Here is a 20,131-nt window from a genome sequence, read left to right as displayed (position 1 = left end):
TATGTTTATTTAAGCATGGTAAAATATTCTGCCAAAGGACCTAGTGCCAAGGCAGGGAAATAAGATAATGCGTTCAGTACCAGAATAACTGCAAAAGTCATCAGGGCAAAGGTTTTGGTATCTGTTTTAAGCGTACCGGCCGATTCAGGAATGAATTTTTTAGCACCTAATAATCCAGCGATGGCAACAGGGCCGATAATCGGTAAAAAACGACCAAGAAAAATCACAATACCGGTAGATAGATTCCAGAAGATATTGTTATCACCCAATCCTTCAAACCCTGAGCCGTTGTTGGCGTTGGATGATGTCATTTCATATAACATTTCTGAAAATCCATGGAAACCAGGGTTATTGAGCCAGTTTTTAGGTTGCACTGCCCATGCGGCATCGCCATGACTGGTAAAAATATAACTTGCAATGGCTGTTCCGGCAAGGATCAAAAACGGGCTTAACAAAGTGATAATCGCCGCAATCTTGATCTCTCTGGCCTCTACTTTATGCCCAAGAAACTCCGGTGTTCTTCCCACCATCAAACCTGAAATAAATACAGCAACAATGAGGTAAATAAAATAATTCAATAGACCTACGCCGCAGCCTCCGTAGAATGAATTGATCATCATTCCAAGTAATTGCCATGTGCCCGACATCGGCATGGTACTATCGTGCATGCTGTTTACCGATCCAGTAGAAATAATTGTCGTTACAGTTGCCCAGTAAGCGGAGGCAGCCGGGCCAAAACGGACCTCTTTACCTTCCATAGCACCAGTGGTTTGGGAAATCCCCATTTTAGCCAATGCCGGATTACCACCCAGCTCAGAGCTGAGCATCGGTAAAAGCAGCATAAACAGACCGATGGTCATAACACCAAAGATGGTCCAGGCTAGTTTTTTCCTGCGGATGAAATAACCAAATGCAATAACCATTGCAATAGGGATGATTACCTGTGCAATCAACTCAACCATATTGGTAAAATAACTTGGATTTTCAAATGGATGCGCCGAATTGGCACCAAAATAACCTCCACCATTAGTACCCAAATGTTTAATAGCAATCATTTGAGCAGCTGGCCCTCTCGAAACATGTACGGTATCGCCTTGCAGGGAAATAAATTGATCTTTACCCTCATAGCTCGCAGGGGTACCATTAAAAGTCAAGATTAAGGCCATTACAAAAGATAATGGCAATAATAAACGGGTAATTGATTTTACAAAAAACTCCCAAAAGTTGCCCAGTTCTGTAGTTGTTTTATCTCTAAAGGCTTTAAAAAGGACTACTGCAGCTGCAATACCTGTTGCAGCACTTACAAACTGAAGAAACATCAGTACGTATTGCTGAGTGAGGTAACTTACACCACTCTCACCCGAATAATGCTGCAGGTTACAGTTGGCAACAAAGCTGATAATGGTGTTAAAAGCAAGATCTGGCGTCATCCCAGGGTTTCCATCCGGATTGAATGGGAGTTTATCCTGAAAGATGAGTACAAAAAAGCCGTAAAACAACCATAGTATATTAATGGTAAGCAGTGCTTTTAACTGCTGTTTCCAGTTCATTTGTTCTTTAATATTGATTCCGGAAAGCTTGTAAATACCAGTTTCCAATGGCTTTAAAAAATCTGTCCAGACTTTTTCTCCTGCAAAAACCTTAGCCAGGTATTTACCCAATGGTATTGCGATGACCAGGGTGAGCAGGAAGGTGGCGATAATGCCTGTTAATTCAATATTCATTTTTTGATTTGTTAATTGCGCTCCGTACAGGAGAAAAGATTAAAATTTTTCGGGTTTGATCAGCACGTAGATCATATAGATAAATACGGCGATGGCGATAATAAATAATGCGATCATAATATTAGATTTTTTCGAACCAGTCGATTGATTTGTAAATAGCCCAGCAGAGCAGGATTAGGATTAAAAAAAAGAGTATGGTCATGATTGTATTGATTTTTCATGCCATTAGCCAACTCTTATACCACAAAAGAAAAATAAGTCACAAACAAATGATTTACAGATAGTTACAAACAAAAAAGGCTTTTAAATTTAAATTAGGCATAAAAAAACCCTTCCATTTTGGAAAGGTTTTTTTCATTTGGGAAAAATTAGTTCGTCATTGCTGAGAAGAAACGACAGCCTAACTCTGGCCTTAGCATCCCGCTAAGCCCCTCATAATGTAATTGGTGTTCTCCGAATCTCCATGGCAAAACTTAGCCTTAGCGAGATGCTAAGACTAGGAAAGAGATCCTTCGACTCCGCTCAGGATGACAATCGCACCCGGGGTGTATCAGTTAAAGAAATAAAATTTCTGGTCTTAGCATCCCGCTAAGACCCCACAATTTAATTCCGTGTTCTCCGAGTCTCCGTGGCAAAAACTTAGCCTTAGCGAGATGCTAAGACCAGGAAAGAGATCCTTCGACTCCGCTCAGGATGACAATCGCACCCGGGGTGTATCAGTTAAAGAAATAAAATTTCTGGCCTTAGCATCTCGCTAAGACCCCACAATTTAATTCCGTGTTCTCCGAGTCTCCGTGGCAAAACTTAGCCTTAGCGAGATGCTAAGACTAGGAAAGAGATCCTTCGACTCCGCTCAGGATGACAATCGCACCCGGGGCGTATCAGTTAAAGAAATAAAATTTCTGGTCTTAGCATCTCGCTAAGACCCCACAATTTAATTCCGTGTTCTCCGAGTCTCCGTGGCAAAAACTTAGCCTTAGCGAGATGCTAAGACCAAGAGAGCCAAAAAACTTTGTAGCCACATTACACGTATGTTAGTTAAATGCAAACAGACGTATAATGAGAAAGGGCACGGTAATACACATCGATCGATCAGTTGGCTTTGGATTTATACAAGATGAAAACGAACAGGAAATTGCATTTTGTTTAGCAGATCTTAATGGAAATATTAATATAGGTGACCAGGTAGAATTCAAAATCGAACTAATGGCGCATGGGCTTACGGCCACCAACCTTCGCCAATTATTACTTATTTAAATGTACGTTTTCAGATTATTTTTGTATATTATAAAAATAGCAGGATGATTATTTATCAAAAAAGACCACTTTTTGAACCTAAAAGTTTATAACATTATGCCCAATTCTAACAACAGTTCTTTTGTACTGCCACTTCTCCAGTATATGGAACAATACCATAAGCTTTCCAGTAGCCTTATTGAACAGTATGAAAAACATTGTTCATTGGTCATAGTCAGAAAGAATAAACACATTGTTTCCCCTGTTGATAGTAATGCAGCACTTTACTTTGTAAAAAGTGGTATTGTTCGTGGTTTTATAAAAGATGGTGCCAAGGATATTACCACTTGGTTTTGTTTTGGGAATAATATTGTAGGCGCCATTCGTCACCCTGATTTACAAGCTAGCCACTCTGTAGAATATTTACAGGCCTTAGAAGATTGCGAATTGATCCGCATTCCTTATACTTTAATCGACTATGCGTATTCCCATTTCGAAGAAGCCAACATTATCGGGCGAAAACTGTTAGCGGTGCACTATTATGCTGCATCCGAAAGATCTATACTGGCCAGAATACCCAATGCATTGCGACGGTACCAAAAGCTGGCAGAAAGCGGAAAAGTAGACTTAAACAAAATACCGCTCCGCTATTTGGCAAGCTATTTAGGAATGAGATTAGAAACCTTAAGCAGGGTTAGAAGCAAAGAACTGCATAAAAGTGTACATCGCGATGTTGCCTTATTAATAGAGAAATAGTGGCTATTTTTAAAAAAAAACCCATACAATTATTTGTACAGGGTTAAAAATTCTAGTAAACACGAAGGATTTAACCTTTTTTAATCATATCGATCATCATCGAAATTTCATCTACTGCAGCTTCATTGCTACCATCAAAACCCATCAGGTTAAATCTGATGTTTCCTGCAGGATCGATCACAAATTTTGAAGGAATGCCCGATACTTTATAATCAGTAACCACCTTGTTAATTTTCGAATCAGGATCTTTGGTATCCATTAACACTTCGAAACTATATTTCTGCGATTTAATATAATCGCTCGCATCTTGAGTTGGGGTAGTTGTTTTCTCCCAGGTATGAATAAACAAAAACTTCACGTTTGGATCTTCTTTATATTTATTAACCGCCATTTGCATGGCAGGAAAAGAAGCCTTACATGGCCCACACCAGGTAGCCCAAAAATCGAGGATTACCACCTTACCCTTTAAACTGCTTAGTGTAACTTTTTTGCCTTCAATATCGGTTAATGTAAAATCTACAGCTGGTTTATTGATAATTTCTTTATTGAGTTTTTGCTGTAGATTGGCGAGAATCCCTTTTCTGATTTCAGCAGCATAGGCATCGAAACCCGCATCACTTCCCTTTACTTTGATATAAAGTGTTTTAAAGGCACTACTCATTTCATCATTGGCCTTGCCTGATTTTACGGCCTCTTCCAATTTAGTATAAGCCTCCTGATTTCTATTCAATGCCATTAATATTTTGGCGTATTGAAAATTCGATCTCGGCGAAGCAGTTTTTGGATTTTTAGCTGCTAAATCGGCATAAACAAGGGCTTCATTATAATTTTTTTGTTCGAAAAGAATACCTGCATAAGTCATGGTTAAACCCGGGTAACCCGATGCGGCAAATTTAGATGAATTTTCGTTAGGCAACTTTCCGTCATAATAAGTTTTAGCACTTTCCATGGCTTTTTTATAATATACAGCTGCATTTTTTAAATCGCCGGTTTTATAAAAAGCCTCTGCAACACCACCAAACCCGTTTCCTTTCCAAAAATCTACCTGCAGCTTGTTAATATACTCAATAGCCTTAGCCGCATTTTTTTCTCTGGCATATTCGGAAGCAATAGCCGATACCGCATAATCGTACACAATTAATTCTTCTCCAGAACCCGAAACCGGAAAGTTCTTAATCCATATTTTATAGGCATTTTCTTTCGCCAGCGCCGTTTTCTCATCATAAATTTTGCTGGCTTCCTGCGCCCTCGCTCTCGAACCTTTAGGAAACTTCTGTAATTCTACCTGAACAAGCGAATCGGAAGCTTTTACGTTTTTTAACCGATAATAGTAATTAATGGCCAGGTCAACATCTTTTTCCTGATCTGCAGCAGCCAGTTTTTGTAATTTGGCTGCCAATAGTACTTTATCTGCAGGTTCCTTCGAAGCTACCAGTTTGTCTAGATAAATCCTGGTTGTATCTACTGGTTTGGTTTGTGCTTTTAAAGCACTAACACTTCCTAAAATGAGGATAGAAAGTAATCCTAATATTTTGTTACTGATATTTAATATGCTCATGTGACTAATCTTTAAATAGGTTTGACAATGTATTGTTCAATTCTTCTCCACGTAAATCTTTTGCAACCACTTTTCCATCTTTATCCAATAAAAAGCTTGCGGGAACCGATTTCACACCATATAATGCAGCAGCAGAATTCGACCAGCCTTTAAGTTCAGAAACATGTTTCCAGGTTAAACCATCATCGTTAATTGCTTTCAGCCAGGCTTCTTTTTTACTGTCTAACGATACGCCTAAAATTTCGAAACCTTTATCATGGTATTTTTTGTAGGCTGCAACTACATTCGGATTTTCTTTACGACAGGGACCACACCAGCTTGCCCAAAAATCTACTAAAACATATTTTCCGCGAAGTGCAGAAAGTTTAAGTGGTTTTCCATCTACATCATTCATTACAAAATCCGGAGCCAGTTTTCCCGGAGCAGTTTTATTGGTTAATGCTAAACTTTCTTTTATAGTTCTACCGTAAAATGAAGCTTTAACCGCTGGTGCAAATAATGCATACATGGCTGCTGCTTGTTCCGGATATGGATAATTAATAAAGCGGTCTTCTACAATTGCCGCAACTGCTACCGAAGATGCATGTGATATTACATAAGCTTTTATTGCATTTTGGTTAAGCACATCGAGTGCTTTAAATTCATCATCGAAGGGTTTATGCTGTGCCGGGCTTAAGGTTACTTTACCTTTTTGGTTTGCGCTATCTAAACGACGGTAAATATCACCGGCTTTTGCTGTTATCGATTTCCAAGGGCCATTATAAAAACCAAAATAAACATCGGTTTCTGGCGAACCGATCACTTTGGCCATAAACAACGAATCCTTATCGCCAACGATTGTGATGTTTCTATTTTCTAAAAGAAAGTTTTTTTGTTGTTTACCGCCTTTAAGCTTTAAAGCATACATTTTAACCTCAGGCACGGTACCACTAAAAGTGAAACTGCCATTGGTAATAACAGCAGAATCCTTAATTTCTTTCTCGCCAATGTTATGCGAAAGATAAATTAATCCCGTCTCTATCCCTTTTATCTTACCCGTTAATTTATACCCTCTTTGTATGTTAAACGCACTTGCTACCAAAATAACCAAGGTAGCTGTTGCTATTAATTTTATTGTCTTTTTCATGATTGATGTAGTTATGGGAGCCAACAAGCTCCCAATAATTAATTTTGATAACCTGGATTTTGAGTTAGAGATGGATTAGCAAGAATCTGTGCCTGCGGAATCGGGAATAAAACGGAAGTTGATTTCCAGGTTGGTTTTAATGCGTTAATTACAACATTTGCGCGACCAGTTCTTTTTAAATCTAACCAGCGGTGGCCCCATTCTCCAAAAAACTCTACTTTTCTTTCTTGTTCAATGGCTGTTAACATCTGCCCTTGATCTAAGGTAGCACTCACACCATCTAAACCAGCCCTGGTTCTAACCATATCTATATCTGTTTTTGCACCAGAAAGGTTGTTTTGTTGCGCACGTGCCTCTGCGCGGATCAAATATTGTTCGGCCAACCTTAAAACAATATTATATTCAGTACCGTTACCCGACGTTAGTTTATATTTACTAATACCATAGTAGGTTTTACCTGAAACAATTTTGGGAGTAATCCAGGTTGATCTGCGTAAATCTGCGGCACTCTCAAACCCCTGATAACTAACATCAGCCAAAGAAAAAACAGGTATCGAGGTAGCTGTTGTAGTAACATAGTTGGCTCCGAAGGTTGAGAAACCGGTTAAGGTAGCCAATTGCCATATAACCTCACTGCTGTTATTTAAAAATGAGGCATTAGGCCCTGGCATACCATAAATGTTGGCACCTATGATCTGGGTAGCCTGCGCCTCTGCATTAACATAGTCTTTTTGATATAGATAAACACGTGCTAAAAGTGCAGTTGCAGCATATTTATTCACTCTAATTCTTAAATTATTAGCGACATATTCTACAGGTAACAGACCTTGTGCCTCAGTTAGATCTTTGATGATTTGTGCATAAACCTGGGCGGCAGGAATACGTGGAAGCGTTGCATTTTCAAATGCAGAATAATCATCTTTTAAAGGTAAGGGGATGTCACCATAAAGATTTACCAAATAAAAATAGGCATAAGCCCTCATAAATTTAGCCTCGCCCAAAAGTTGATTCTTTATTGATGGAGTTAAAGTATTGGATGCACTAATACCACTAATAACATTGTTTGTGTTTTTTATCAGTCCATAGGTATTAGCCCAAATATTGCTAGCAGTAATATTTGTAGTAGTAATAGCATTATTTGCAAACTCTTGCAGAGCAGCGTCTACGCCATTATATTGAAGGTCATCAGCAGAAATACCAGAGAAAAAACTGAAATTACCAATACTAGATGTTGTAACATTATTAGAGTAGAGGCCTAGTACAGTACTTTGTGCACTTGCATCAGTTCTGAAAGCATCTTCGAATAAAATTTGTGTTGGTGGGGCACCCAATTCTACGAACTTTTTACAGGATGAAACAGTTAAAACTGTTCCTATTATTAATGTTTTATAAAAGAAATTTTTATATATTTTTTTCATGATTTTATCAGTTAAAATGAACAGTTAACACCAAATACAATTGTTCTTAACGGAGGTAATACCTGACCAATTGTACCAGTACCTAAACCTGAAGGCCCACCCTGAACCGTAGTTTCTGTATCTAAAATATACTTGTTTTTCGCCCAGGTATATAAGTTTTGGCCTTGAACGAATACGCTAGCATTGGCTACTTTTATAGGCTTCAGCCATTCTTGAGGAAGCGTGTAAGATAAATTAACAGACCTCAACTTAAGGTAAGATGCATCGCCATACACGGCATCAGAAGAAGTATACAAATTATAAGATGCAGCTATTGGTTTTCCAGCGGTTGCCGATGCTCCGGGAATATTGCTATTGGTGTTCGTTGGCGTCCATCTTCCCAACCAATAGTCATTCTGGTTAGCCAGCGCCCCAGGTCTGGTATTCACGATTTGCGTAACACCAAAGCGATGGTTAAATTGGAAGAATACCCCCAGTTCAAAACCTTTATAAGTAAAAGTATTACCAAAGCCACCAAAGAAAGGTGTTCCAAGATCGGCTACATAACGGTCATTTATATCAATTACACCATTACCATCTCTATCTTCATACATAGCCGTTCCATTTGTAGGATTTACTCCTAGAAAATGATAGAGACGGAATAAATTGATTGATTCACCCACCACGTAGCTTGAAGCAGAAAAAGATTTATCGAGATTTGGAAATTCGAGTAACTTATTTGCAGTAAAAGTGAAGTTGACATTTGTTTTCCAGCTAAAATCTTTAATAACCAAGTTTGTACTGTTCAATTCTAACTCCAAACCTTTATTCTGAATCAACGCAGGTAGGTTAGCCTGGTATGAATTGTACCCACTTTGGGTAGCCAAAGTATTATAAGCTATTTGATCAGATGACCTGTTTCTATAATAGTTGGCTGTAAATGAAATGCGGTCTTTTAAAAAGCCTAAATCAATACCAAACTCTAGTTTTTTAGTGGTTTCCCATCTTATATCTTCATTTGGAATAGTTGTAACAACTGTTGCTGCATTGCCTGCGTAAGCTGTAGTATTGGAGTATAGTGGAAGATAAATAAAATTAGGAATCTGATCATTTCCGGTAGTACCAAAACTTCCTCTAATTTTACCAAAGCTTAAGAATGATAAATTATCTTTTATAAAACCTTCATTTGAGAACACCCATCCTGCGCCAATTGCACCAAAATTACCGAAACGGTAAGGAGGGCCAAATCTCGAGGAACCATCCCTTCTGAAAGTGGCGTTTAAAAGATATTTTTCCTGCCAGTTGTAGTTTAGTTTGGCAAAAACAGCATCATATTTATACTTAACAATATTATTGTACAATACAGTGGTAGTACCTGCAGCACCCAATGTGCCCAAGAGTGCTTCATTGCTATAATTGGTTCCAGAAAGATAAAGTCCATTGGATGTGTTTTGTTGAAAACTTGCTCCAATAAGTGCTGTAAATTTCCCCTCCTCAATTGTTCTTACATAATCCAATGTTGGCTCAACGATCCAGTTTTGGGCGTTAAGGTTAGTAAAAACTGCAGAACTTGTAGGGTTGTTTGCAGGGTTTTGAGATGATGCGGGTGTAGTGGCAACCTGCTCGAGCCTGGTATTGGTATAGCCAAAATTTGCTTTAGCGGTTAAACCTGGTAAAATGGTATATTTAAGATTGGCATTGGCAATTAAATTATTAGTTACTCCGTTATATCTTCTTAATAAACTGGCCAAGGGGTTTGTAAAACCTGTAGCCCAAAATAATTTACCAGCAGCATCGTAAAGTGGCAAATTTGGTGGCACATTATATACTGATGATACATCGGAAGTGGGTACATCTGTATTATCATTACTATAGCTAACTGAAAATGAAGCATTGAACTTCTTGTTTAGCGAGCTATGATCTAAATTCAGTCTCGATGAAAATCTTTTTGCTGCGTTATCCCCTAAAAACACGGTGCTTTCTCTGCGGTAAGCAGAATTGAAGAAGAACCGGGTCTGATCATTGCCGCCCGACATCGATCCTTGGACTTCGTTGATATGCCCTCTGTTTCCAATTAATAGTTTTTGAAAATCAGTACTACTATTTTGGTCCCAAACAGTTAAGTCGGGTGCATTTGCAGCATCAGGAACAACATTGTCGTTTTTAAAAGCTTCTTTTCTTAAAGCAAGGTACTCCTGGAGATCTAATACGGGAATAAATCTGTTTACTTCGGTAAAGCCAGTATTTAAATTTACATTAATTTTAACGCGTCCTGATGTCCCCTTTTTAGTCGTAATTAAAACTACGCCATTTGCACCTCTCGATCCATAAATTGAAGTGGCATCTGCATCTTTCAAAATATCGATACGCTCAATATCAGATGGATTGATCATGCTAAAAGGACTTACACCTCCACTTGCGCCAGAAGTTCCAAAGGCATTTAAATTATCTGTTGCAGGCTGACCTCCATTAAAATTGGTAAACGGAACCCCATCAATTACATATAATGGAATTCCTCCCTGCGACAGTGAATTTTGCCCTCTGATCTGCACCTGGATCGCTCCACCCGGAACACCATTGTTCTGGGCAATCAATACACCCGACATCCTGCCCGATAGTGCCGCTAATGGATTACCAACAGGTTGTTTTTCGATCTCTTTCGCCGTAATGGATGCAACAGATCCGGTACTTGTTTTTCTGGTTGTAGTGCCATAACCAATAATCTGTACCTCATTCAGGCTGCCTACCGAAGGTTTCATTACAATCTTGTACGAATTTTCTGAGCCAATAACCTGTTCCGTATTCTGATAACCAATACAGGTAAAAAGCAGCACTTTCGTTCCCTCATCCGGAAGGTTAATTCCAAACTGGCCGTTTCTATCAGTCGCTGTACTCACCTTATTACTTTGTTTCAGCAGGATTGAAACCCCTGGGATGGGAACTCCATCTTCATCTACCACAATACCAGAAATTCTGATGTCAACAGGCACCGCTTTAACTTCTGGTTTTATCGAAGAAATTAAAATTCTGTTATTTAACTGGGTTATTTTAAAACGTTTGGAGTTAAACAGCACATCAAGCAGTTCCTGAACCGTACGTTTTTGCACCGGGATATTTATTTCCTTTAGTTCTTTAAGATCGGTATTCCTGTAAATAAAAATAAAAGGTGTTTGCTTTTGAATTTTTTCAATAGCAGAGAATACACTCTCATGATTTAATCCAAGCACTACTTCTGTATTGGAGATCGATTGACCGTTGGTATTAGAAGCAAAGATTAATGAAGAGGTGGCAAAAGTTATTATAGCTAATACAAAGCTTAAACGCATAATCTGACGAATTAGATATCGTGATTTTTTGGAAGCGAAAAATTTCTTACAGGGATTCCCGCCCTCTGCTGATTGTGCAGAAAATTTCATAATTTTAAATGTTTTAAATGATGCCTAAATTGTTTAATACATGCTGTTCCAATTCCAGCTGGAACAGTGCAAATTTTATCTCTCTGTCTTGCAAGGACAGGGAGATTTTTTCATCAGATGTGGAAATAGTAGAGTTCTTTCATGTAGTTTGGTCTGTTTGGTTTTAGTTGATTGATTATTTAATTATTGCAATCCTTGCCCGAAATAAAAATCTCGTTGGCTTTGGTTACATATGCTGCATTATTAAAAGAAGTTATCACCTGCAAAATCTCATCAAGGCTTTCACCCTTTTGAAAAGTAGTGGTAAAACGGCAATTTTTGCCCCGGTCATCTACAAAAGTAATTTTGGTTCCAAAACGTTTGGCTAATACGTCAATGGCATCTTTCATGGTAATATCCTCAAAGAAAATATCTTTTGCCTGCCAGTCTACAACTTCCTGCGATATCACTTTGGTCAAGCTTGGCATTTTTCTCTTCTCGTCAAAGGTTAGCTGTTGATTAGGTGTAAGTACCCCTAAAAGCTTTTGATGATCTTGCACACTTACTTTTCCACGCGTTACTGTTACCACAACCTGCTGTCCGTCAATGGCTTTAATATTGAAAGCGGTACCTAAGACAGTTGTTTTAACTTTTCCTGCATAAACAATAAAGGGCTTGGCCGAATCATGAACAATATCAAAATATCCTTCTCCTTTAAGTGTAACTTCTCTGGTATTGCCATCAAAGTTTTGGGGATACAGCAAAACCGCACCACTATTTAATATCACTGTACTCCCATCCGGTAATACTATTTTTTTATGTTCTGTGTCTGCTACTACATTAACAACTGCTCTATTGGTTTTAGCGGTTATTTTTTGTGTGGCAGGTTTTAAAAAATAAAAAGTAGAAAAACCTGCAATTAATAATATAGCGGCCCAACCTATCCAGGCAAAATTTAATTTAAACGACTTCTTTTCTTCCCCGCTGACAATTTCATTAAAAATTTTATTGGCCTTACTTTCTGCTATAGTTTCTTCAGATTGAAATAAATCCCAATCCTTTTCCATTAAGCGTTTTTCAAATTCAACATTGCTTGAGGCGTTAAGATGATTAAATAAAACGCTCTTTTCTTCTTCGGAGATCGTATTTTGAGCATACTTCTCCAGAAGTTCACTTATTTCTTCATTTTTCATACAAATGGCGATATAGAAAAGATATTATTTTGTTCGTTTTAATAGTTGACGTTTGTGAAACACAAAAAGAGGTAGTCAAAAAAAAGTTTTTTTTTAAAAAAAACAACCTAATACTAAGAAAACAACTTAAATCTTAGCAAAATCCAATAGAATTGATGGAGCGCTTATTTTAATAATCCGAGAAAAACGAAAGAGATGAGTGGTATGGCATTATTTTCACCAACCAGGGTGCGTAATGTTTTTAAGGCCTCTCTTAAATGAACCTTAACAGTAGCGGGTGCAATATGAAGTATTTCTGCAACTTCTTTTTGTTTCATCCCTTCAATATGGCACATCCGATAAACCAATCCTTGTTGCTTAGGGAGCTTAGCCAGTAATTGATCAACGTAGCTTTGCGCATCTTTCCGCATAATGGCATCTTCAGTTCCTGTGTCCTGCTCGCTCCACACAACTTTCTGTAAGTCTGATGTTTTGTTTTCAGCGGCAATAGCCCTAAGCAAGTCTAAAGTAAGGTTAACGGCAATTCTTCGAATGTAGCCACCAAAGTTTTCAACAGCATTCAGATTTTCTCTTTTTAACCAGATTTTAAGGAAGGTTTCCTGAACGATCTCTTCAGCTTTTTCTTTAGATTTAAGGTAGCGGTTGGCGTAAGAAAAAACTTTATTTTTATAAGCATCAAAAATCAAGCGAAAGGCCTGTTGATCGCCAACAGCTATTTTGAGAATTAAATCCCTTTCCTCTCCCAATTCCTTATTTTGCATATACTAATATAATATTTTCAAAGCAGGTTTTTTGGCTGGTGATATGTTTTTGCAGTGCCAAAACGTCTCATTCATTAATTACACTGAATTTAAAAACAATCCATAAGTGCCAAAAAATTAGTCCCTAACCTACAATGGTTGCAAATTATATCTTCGGTCCGAATCTATAATTTTTGGTAAGACTACAAAAAAATCCCACAATTATTTCTAATTCTTCTATAATTTAACAATAAAAACTGCTAAACAGTAAAAATATGATCAGTCACTTCAAAAATAAATCAAGAATTAAAATTAATCATCGAAATGTATGAATTTTTATAAAATGTTGCACCGTACTTTACAATACAGTGCAACATTTTATATTTTACTGAACCAATAAACCTATGCGTTAAGATTAGAAATTTGTATTAATGATTAATTGGCTTCTGCCAGAATCAACAAAATCAAGTGGAATAATCCCGAATTTACCATGGGTATTGTTGGTAAAAAACGTATTGATTTTTGGATTGATGAAATTCGATACAGTAGTAATACTTGGGATACTGAATATACCTGCCTTATAACCACTTGCATAGTTCAGATAAAGCCTATTGGAAGCATCATTTTTTGCCTCATTTAACAATGTTTCTACTTTTGTCCATTTAGTATTCACATCGTTAACATTGTAAAAATCCTGAACTTTTAACGTTGCAGCATTATTGATATCAAATGTGGTATTATCAGCCCAGGCCGTAGCATCGATTCCTTTAGGCGATGATCCGGAAAACCTTCTTAAGAGTCTGATTTTTCCACGGATACTGCCCAGTGTTGGAATATTATTCCCCAAATCCCATTTTGCAGGATTTTGCTGAACATAAGCATCAAAAGTTTGCTCAAACGACCTGGTGTTGTTTGTTGGCGTATGCTCCTCTTTAACACTCATAATGATTGTTTCGGTTGGATGGCTGTTCAGAAAATTGATACACGCATTTAGTACGTCATTAAAATTAAGGTTCTGATAAATTGCCCCGTGATGGATCGCGAAAGCATTATCAATGTGCCTGCAGCGAATGTCTAGATAACGGACGCCCGCATTTAATTGATCGGTAATACTCAGGTTCTGGCATTTTGCAGTACCTGCAACTTGCTCTTGTGTTGCGCCAGAATCATGCGTACCAGGAATAGAAATGGCAGCGATGCTTGTTTGGTCGGCTACTACACTCATCCAACTGTTTAATGAAAAGCTTAACAATTGAGCATTTGCATTTGCCGTGCTTTTTAGATTGGAGTTTGAAAAATTGCCTTTTGGTTGTTCTTCTTTTTTACAGGCACTAAAGGTTAGCACCAGGGCCACAATAAGTGGTAGTTGTAATTTTCTCATAGTTTTTTAGAAAGATTGATGATCTATTTGGTTCAGGATAATAAAGCTAGTAAAAGGTTTTACTAAATCGATATACCATAAATAATTTCATAATTAATTAATATTGATCGGGCTAAGCTGATCCATTTCGGATTGATGGACCGAAATAGTTATATTAGCAGCATTAATCATAATGAACACGTTCACACAAACCAATCTGACGAAGCTATCTTCATTTCTTTTAAAAAAGCAATGCGTAATTGCCATTTATCTTCTACTGGCTATTGTTGCGGGTTACAAACAGTATCACCATCATTCTTACAATAATTATCTGATTTTCAAATATGTATACTGGCATACTGTAGATCTGCAAAATTTATACAATAATTATCCAGAATATTTAGACAGTAACCACTACGGACCTGTATTTTCAATCTTTATTGCGCCTTTTGCACTGTTGCCCGATGGTCTAGGTGCTGTTTTTTGGAATGTAGCCAATGTATTGATTTTGCTTTGGGGAATTTACAGTCTTCCGATATCATTAAACAAACGCACTATTATTGCCTGGATCTGTGCACACGAAGCCTTAACTGCACTCTTTAGTTTTCAGTTTAATATTGCCCTAACAGGGATTATTTTACTCAGCTTTTCTTACCTTATTAAAAAGAAAGAAATACAGTCTGCTTTTTTTATCGCTTTTGGTACTTTGGTTAAACTATATGGAATTGTTGGACTGGCATTTTTCTTTTTTAGCAAGAACAAGCTAAAATTTATCATAGGCTGTTTTATTGCTTTTGCGGTATTATTTGCTTTGCCAATGGTTATTTCATCTCCGGCATTTGTAATTCAATCATATAGCGACTGGTATCATTCCCTTGCCCATAAAAATGATTTAAATGCATCATTGACTTCATTCCAGGATATTTCTTTAATGGGTATTGTAAGAAGGGCAACAGGTAACATAAACATTCCAAATACTCCATTTTTATTGGTTGGTCTTGTATTATTTGGTTTGCCCTATTTACGGATTAAGCAATATAAACACCTCGGCTTTAGGTTAATGTTATTGGCATCGACACTTATTTTTACGGTTATATTTAGCAGCGGTTCTGAATCTCCAACCTATGTTATCGCTTTTGCAGGTATTGCCATTTGGTTTATGGTGCAGCAAAACCCTAAAAAAGGATGGATAATTGCCTTATTTATTTTTGCATTTATATTAACCAGCCTATCGCCAACCGATATTTTCCCAAGGCCGGTTAAAGAATTTATTCGTCTATATTCGCTTAAAGCCCTACCTTGCGTTATCATTTGGCTAACCATAGTCTATCAAATGATGAAAGAAGATTTTGAGTCTTATCTGATTGCCGATAAATGAATAAACTAGTTTCTATAGTAATTCCTGCTTACAACGAAGCCGATAATATTTTTGTAATAGCCGAAAGTATAAAAAAAGTTTTTTCGACCATCAACTACGATTATGAAATTATTCTGGTTGATGATGGAAGTGCGGATCATACGCTCGAAAAAATAAAGGATTATGCTTCAACCGCAGACAATATATTCTTTCTCGAATTCTCTAAAAATTTTGGCCATCAATTAGCGGTTAAAGCGGGTATGGACCATGCTTTTGGCAATTGTGTAATTTCTATGGACTGCGATATGCAACATCCTCCGGAACTGATTCCGGAAATGCTACAGAAATGGCAGGAAGGCTTTGAGGTGGTATACACCATCAGGGAAGAAGATAAAAATTTGTCAAAAGGAAAAAGAAGTTCATCAAATCTATTCTACAAAACCTTAAACTGGCTATCGGATATTGATCTCGAACCAGGTGCAGCCGATTTCCGCCTGCTTGATCAAAAGGTTGTTAGCGTTTTTAGGAATTTTCACGAAAACGAGCCCTTTCTACGTGGTTTGGTAAAGTGGCTTGGTTTCAAGCAGTTTGCCATTCGTTACAATCCTGCGGCACGCTTTTCAGGGAATAGCAAGTATACCTTTAAAAAAATGTTAAGGCTGGCACTGCACGGCGTTACCTCGTTCAGCATAAAACCATTGTATTCTGCGGTATACCTGGGTTTCATCCTTTCTTTTGCCTCTGTATTGTACATACCCTATATTATTTACGCATTTGTAAATCATGTAGAGGTTTCTGGTTGGGCATCTGTAATTATGACTATCGTCTTTTTTGGAGGGTTACAGCTCATTATCTTAGGTATTATAGGCATATATGTAGGTAAAATGTTTATGCAGTCTAAAAACCGTCCTAATTATATTATCCGTTCAACCAATATTCAGCAAAAATAAGATGGTACTGTTAAGTTTTGATATCGAAGAGTTTGATATGCCTTTTGAATACGGAAAAGATATTTCATTTCAAGATCAGATTGCCATTTCGAGGGCTGGCACCATAACCATTTTAGACATTTTGGATAAATACGAAGTAAAGGCTACTTTTTTTTGTACGGTTACCTTTGCTGAAAATATTCCGGATCTGATTAAAAGGATTACAGAAACGGGCCACGAACTTGCCTCGCATGGTTATTATCATTCTGATTTTAAGCCCGAACATCTTCTCCAATCCAAACTAAAATTAGAAGAACTCTCTGGCAAAGAAATTACAGGTTACCGCATGGCGAGAATGATGCCTGTTGACGAAAAGGAAATTGAAAAAGCCGGATATGTTTATAATACGTCTATTAATCCAACCTATTTGCCAGGGCGCTACAACAATTTTAATGTTTCCAGAACACATTTCATCAAAAATAATGTATTACAGATTCCAGCTTCGGTAAGCCCGTTAATTAGGTTTCCGCTGTTTTGGCTGTCATTCCACAATCTGCCTTTAGGCATTTACAAAACATTAGCCAGCTGGACATACAAAAAAGATAAGTACCTGAATGTTTATTTCCACCCTTGGGAATTTACAGATTTAGAAGATTTTGAACGCTTTGGTTTCCCGGCTTACGTAAGAAAAAACACGGGCACAAAAATGGCAAAACGCACAGAAGATCTTATTTCATGGATGAAGGCTAAAAATTATCCCTTTGGCACCTTTCAGGAATTTATCCGTACTATTTCTTCAAACTGATAACTGCCATTGTAATTTGAAAACTATTTATACGTTTCGGCCAATTTAAGTGCATTATAGGCATTAACAATACCTCCGCTAACACATATTTCGCTAAAAGGTGTTCTAACATTCTCACCTCTTTCATTTTTATATTTCACCTTGTGTGCTACTTTCGAAACAGATTTCATGATAATCTCTCTTACCTGCGCTGGTTTTAAATCTGGGTAATAGCTTAAAATTAACCCCGCCAGGCCAGCAACAACAGGCGAGGCCATACTCGTTCCATCAGCTTCTTCATATTTGTTACCTGGCACCGTTGAGTTGATTAGAAATCCAGGGGCAAAAACATCTACATTATATTTGCCATAATTAGAGAAATCGGCTTTCAGGTTATCATCATCTTTATAAGCACTTGCACCTACTTCAATCCAATTATTGGCATGAGGCAGATTAAACTTTGCTGAGTCTATCGGCACTGGCTTTGTTAATGCAGATCGGTCATAAGATGGCCTCATGCCCATTCCGTTATTTTGTGACATCGGCTTGGGTGGCGTAAAATCTGGCTTGCTAGGTTTCTTATTGGCTTCCTTATAAGCTTCAGCTTCTTTACTTTCAAAAAACTTATTAGGAAAATTCTCTTCGATATCATTATTCTGGTTATCGTTTCCAGCTGCATGTACCAACAATACACCTTTAAGTTCTGCATATTTTACTGCCGAGTCTACTGCTTTTTTATCCCACTTGTAACTTTTACCAAAACTCATGTTGATTACCTTAGCACCGTTATCAACCGCGTATCTGATGCCATTGGCTACATCTTTATCCCGCTCATCACCTGTAGGTACCACCCTAATGGCCATAATACTCACATTATTGGCTACACCCAAAATACCTGCAGAATTTGTGCGATCAGCGCCAATAATTCCCGACACGTGTGTACCGTGAAAAGCATCAGGGCCTTTTACGTCATTGTTCCCATAATCTTTCTGATAAGGATTGCTATAATCATCGCCAACCAATTCTGCACGCATATCATACTTAGGGTTTAAGTTGTACTTCAACATTGCATCGTATTGCTTGTACCCGTCTTTTATATTCTTATAAAATTTTTCGAAACTACCATCCTCTTTAGCGCCTTTTCTGATGATTGTTTTTACCTGCTCTTCAGTTTCATCATCAGCTTTATAACGGTCAATATCCTCCATCGTAGGGATCTCTTTTTTATTGATCTTGGCTACAGAATCTAAAACATTGTTAATGGCAATCAGAACTGAAAAGGTATTGCTGGCATCCTCGTACTTTTTGCCAAAATCGCCAACCATCTTCTTATAAAGTTTAAATTCTTCTTTTTGTATACTATCTAGAGGTGTCAAATTAGTTGTCGATTGATATTTTGGTGTATAAATCCTTAATAAACGCACCAGTTCCAAATTATCAAACTCTAGATTACCCTTTTTTGAACCTATAAAATTCCAGCCATGAATATCATCAACATAACCATTGCCATCATCATCTATTCCATTTCCGGGGATCTCTTTTTTATTCGTCCATAAAACACGTTGCAAATCAGGGTGCTCGGTATCCACTCCACCGTCAATTACTGCTACAATAATATTTTGCTTAGGTTTTTTATCTTTTAAAAGCTCACGATAAGCTTTCTCTGTACTGATACCAAAATATCCATTCTCCAATAAATCGAGGTTAAACCAATTGGCAGGGAGTTGTACATTTTTACTTTGAGCAAAAGCACTAAAATTTATACACAAAATAAAAGCAAGAAAAGTTAATTTCTTCAGGTTCACATTCATCATCATAATATGTACGTAATATTACAATAATACGGTTTTATTACCTTGAGGTTGAAAGATTTTACATTTTTTAACAAGCGTATAATAATCAATTTAGAGCAGCTACTTTAAGAGTAGACTAATCCTTAAATGCCTGGCAATAATCGAGGTCCTTTTACCATTAAGAATGGTAAACTTAAATAATTTCTTAGCTATCCTTCGCTGTGGAGAAATATAGTCTTAATGCGGCGTTTAAGTTATTTGTTAAGCATAATCCAGATGATTAATATTTTGATGCTTTGGAGCGCAGTAACAGTAACATGTAGGTTGGGTTCCGTCCTGCTGTCCGCTGCAATCCTTTTTGGAAACCCTTGGGATAGACAATCTACCACTGCCAAAAAGGGATTTCCGCTGCCATCAGGGCTAGTGAACCTGGGACGGAAGGTGTAAAAACTCAGCGGAGATCAGCATAAACAGTTCTTAACGTCTCTTCACTCCTTAATGGTATAAATAAATCATCTGGAGCTATGCCAATAGTACTTAATCAGAACCCTTCATTTTGATTATCTGGAGCGCAGTAACAGTAACATATAGTTTGGGTTCCGTCCTGCTGTACGCTGCAATCCTTTTTGGAAACCCTTGGGATAGACAATCTACCGCTGCCAAAAAGGGATTTCCGCTGCCATCAGGGCTAGTGAACCTGGGACGGAAGGTGTAAAAACTCAGCGGAGATCAGCATAATCTGCGGGAACAGGCCCTTAACCCATCTTAATCCCTTTAATGGCA

15 protein-coding genes are annotated in these 20,131 nt (G+C 37.6%); 5 read left to right on the top strand and 10 right to left on the bottom strand.

Annotated features, from left to right (window positions below; genetic code table 11):
- Nucleotides 1-5: 5 nt before the first annotated feature.
- On the bottom strand, nucleotides 6-1,724 hold the full coding sequence (gene kdpA, locus LQ227_RS25190; RefSeq protein WP_230151864.1) for a potassium-transporting ATPase subunit KdpA: 1,719 nt from the start codon (nucleotides 1,722-1,724) through the stop codon (nucleotides 6-8).
- Between the two features lie 39 nt (nucleotides 1,725-1,763).
- Nucleotides 1,764-1,841, bottom strand: a complete 78-nt coding sequence (locus LQ227_RS25185) for a potassium-transporting ATPase subunit F (RefSeq protein WP_082035969.1) — start codon at nucleotides 1,839-1,841, stop codon at nucleotides 1,764-1,766.
- A gap of 942 nt (nucleotides 1,842-2,783) precedes the next feature.
- On the opposite strand from LQ227_RS25185, the gene LQ227_RS25180 reads away from it, so the two are divergent.
- Together LQ227_RS25180 and LQ227_RS25175 are read left to right on the top strand one after the other, a co-directional pair.
- Nucleotides 2,784-2,981 (top strand): cold-shock protein, encoded by a 198-nt coding sequence (locus LQ227_RS25180; protein ID WP_230151861.1) that lies wholly within the window; start codon nucleotides 2,784-2,786, stop codon nucleotides 2,979-2,981.
- A gap of 72 nt (nucleotides 2,982-3,053) precedes the next feature.
- Nucleotides 3,054-3,716, top strand: a complete 663-nt coding sequence (locus LQ227_RS25175) for a Crp/Fnr family transcriptional regulator (protein WP_230151858.1) — start codon at nucleotides 3,054-3,056, stop codon at nucleotides 3,714-3,716.
- Between the two features lie 70 nt (nucleotides 3,717-3,786).
- Here LQ227_RS25175 and LQ227_RS25170 read toward each other — a convergent pair whose 3' ends face one another.
- From LQ227_RS25170 to LQ227_RS25140, 7 genes are all read right to left on the bottom strand, one after another.
- Entirely contained in the window at nucleotides 3,787-5,274 is a 1,488-nt protein-coding gene (locus LQ227_RS25170) for a redoxin domain-containing protein (RefSeq protein ID WP_230151855.1), read from the bottom strand.
- A 4-nt stretch (nucleotides 5,275-5,278) separates the two neighbouring features.
- Complete coding sequence (locus tag LQ227_RS25165) at nucleotides 5,279-6,400, bottom strand: AhpC/TSA family protein (RefSeq protein WP_230151852.1); 1,122 nt, start codon at nucleotides 6,398-6,400, stop codon at nucleotides 5,279-5,281.
- Nucleotides 6,401-6,438: 38 nt separating this feature from the next.
- Entirely contained in the window at nucleotides 6,439-7,818 is a 1,380-nt protein-coding gene (locus LQ227_RS25160; RefSeq protein ID WP_230151850.1) for a RagB/SusD family nutrient uptake outer membrane protein, read from the bottom strand.
- Nucleotides 7,819-7,829: 11 nt separating this feature from the next.
- A complete protein-coding gene (locus LQ227_RS25155; protein WP_230151847.1) occupies nucleotides 7,830-11,123 on the bottom strand; it encodes a TonB-dependent receptor in 3,294 nt (1,097 codons plus the stop codon).
- 269 nt (nucleotides 11,124-11,392) lie between these two features.
- Nucleotides 11,393-12,385, bottom strand: coding sequence for a FecR family protein (locus LQ227_RS25150; RefSeq protein ID WP_230146413.1), 993 nt, complete (start codon nucleotides 12,383-12,385; stop codon nucleotides 11,393-11,395).
- A 164-nt stretch (nucleotides 12,386-12,549) separates the two neighbouring features.
- Nucleotides 12,550-13,146 carry an RNA polymerase sigma factor gene (locus LQ227_RS25145; protein WP_230146414.1) on the bottom strand — a complete coding sequence of 199 codons (597 nt, stop codon included), beginning with the start codon at nucleotides 13,144-13,146 and terminating at the stop codon, nucleotides 12,550-12,552.
- A 394-nt stretch (nucleotides 13,147-13,540) separates the two neighbouring features.
- Entirely contained in the window at nucleotides 13,541-14,506 is a 966-nt protein-coding gene (locus LQ227_RS25140; protein ID WP_230146415.1) for a phosphatidylinositol-specific phospholipase C, read from the bottom strand.
- Nucleotides 14,507-14,678: 172 nt separating this feature from the next.
- Here LQ227_RS25140 and LQ227_RS25135 point away from each other — a divergent pair, with 172 nt between their 5' ends.
- The 3 genes from LQ227_RS25135 to LQ227_RS25125 are packed head-to-tail and all read left to right on the top strand — an operon-like array spanning nucleotide 14,679 to nucleotide 17,576.
- Nucleotides 14,679-15,863: a glycosyltransferase family 87 protein gene (locus LQ227_RS25135; RefSeq protein ID WP_230146416.1), complete on the top strand. Its 1,185-nt coding sequence runs from the start codon at nucleotides 14,679-14,681 to the stop codon at nucleotides 15,861-15,863.
- A complete protein-coding gene (locus LQ227_RS25130) occupies nucleotides 15,860-16,792 on the top strand; it encodes a glycosyltransferase family 2 protein (RefSeq protein WP_230146417.1) in 933 nt (310 codons plus the stop codon). The genes LQ227_RS25135 and LQ227_RS25130 overlap by 4 nt, the downstream gene beginning before the upstream one ends.
- Before the next feature lies 1 nt (nucleotide 16,793).
- Nucleotides 16,794-17,576: a polysaccharide deacetylase family protein gene (locus tag LQ227_RS25125; protein WP_230151845.1), complete on the top strand. Its 783-nt coding sequence runs from the start codon at nucleotides 16,794-16,796 to the stop codon at nucleotides 17,574-17,576.
- 23 nt (nucleotides 17,577-17,599) lie between these two features.
- Here the strand turns inward: LQ227_RS25125 and LQ227_RS25120 are convergent, their stop codons facing one another.
- On the bottom strand, nucleotides 17,600-19,366 hold the full coding sequence (locus LQ227_RS25120) for a S8 family peptidase (RefSeq protein WP_371824756.1): 1,767 nt from the start codon (nucleotides 19,364-19,366) through the stop codon (nucleotides 17,600-17,602).
- Nucleotides 19,367-20,131 lie beyond the last annotated feature (765 nt).

Origin of the sequence: Pedobacter sp. Bi27 (assembly GCF_918698255.1) — a bacterium.
Taxonomy (GTDB): Bacteria; Bacteroidota; Bacteroidia; order Sphingobacteriales; family Sphingobacteriaceae; genus Pedobacter.
Note: the sequence above shows the minus strand (reverse complement) of the source record. Positions and strands in the feature narration are given on the sequence as shown.

Coding starts and splice junctions, on each gene's coding strand:
- kdpA (WP_230151864.1), bottom strand. CDS start 1,724: ATGAATATTGAATTAACAGGCATTATCGCCACCTTCCTGCTCACCCTG.
- LQ227_RS25185 (WP_082035969.1), bottom strand. CDS start 1,841: ATGATCGCATTATTTATTATCGCCATCGCCGTATTTATCTATATGATC.
- LQ227_RS25180 (WP_230151861.1), top strand. CDS start 2,784: ATGAGAAAGGGCACGGTAATACACATCGATCGATCAGTTGGCTTTGGA.
- LQ227_RS25170 (WP_230151855.1), bottom strand. CDS start 5,274: ATGAGCATATTAAATATCAGTAACAAAATATTAGGATTACTTTCTATC.
- LQ227_RS25165 (WP_230151852.1), bottom strand. CDS start 6,400: ATGAAAAAGACAATAAAATTAATAGCAACAGCTACCTTGGTTATTTTG.
- LQ227_RS25160 (WP_230151850.1), bottom strand. CDS start 7,818: ATGAAAAAAATATATAAAAATTTCTTTTATAAAACATTAATAATAGGA.
- LQ227_RS25155 (WP_230151847.1), bottom strand. CDS start 11,123: ATGCGTTTAAGCTTTGTATTAGCTATAATAACTTTTGCCACCTCTTCA.
- LQ227_RS25150 (WP_230146413.1), bottom strand. CDS start 12,385: ATGAAAAATGAAGAAATAAGTGAACTTCTGGAGAAGTATGCTCAAAAT.
- LQ227_RS25145 (WP_230146414.1), bottom strand. CDS start 13,146: ATGCAAAATAAGGAATTGGGAGAGGAAAGGGATTTAATTCTCAAAATA.
- LQ227_RS25140 (WP_230146415.1), bottom strand. CDS start 14,506: ATGAGAAAATTACAACTACCACTTATTGTGGCCCTGGTGCTAACCTTT.
- LQ227_RS25135 (WP_230146416.1), top strand. CDS start 14,679: ATGAACACGTTCACACAAACCAATCTGACGAAGCTATCTTCATTTCTT.
- LQ227_RS25130 (WP_230146417.1), top strand. CDS start 15,860: ATGAATAAACTAGTTTCTATAGTAATTCCTGCTTACAACGAAGCCGAT.
- LQ227_RS25125 (WP_230151845.1), top strand. CDS start 16,794: ATGGTACTGTTAAGTTTTGATATCGAAGAGTTTGATATGCCTTTTGAA.
- LQ227_RS25120 (WP_371824756.1), bottom strand. CDS start 19,366: ATGAATGTGAACCTGAAGAAATTAACTTTTCTTGCTTTTATTTTGTGT.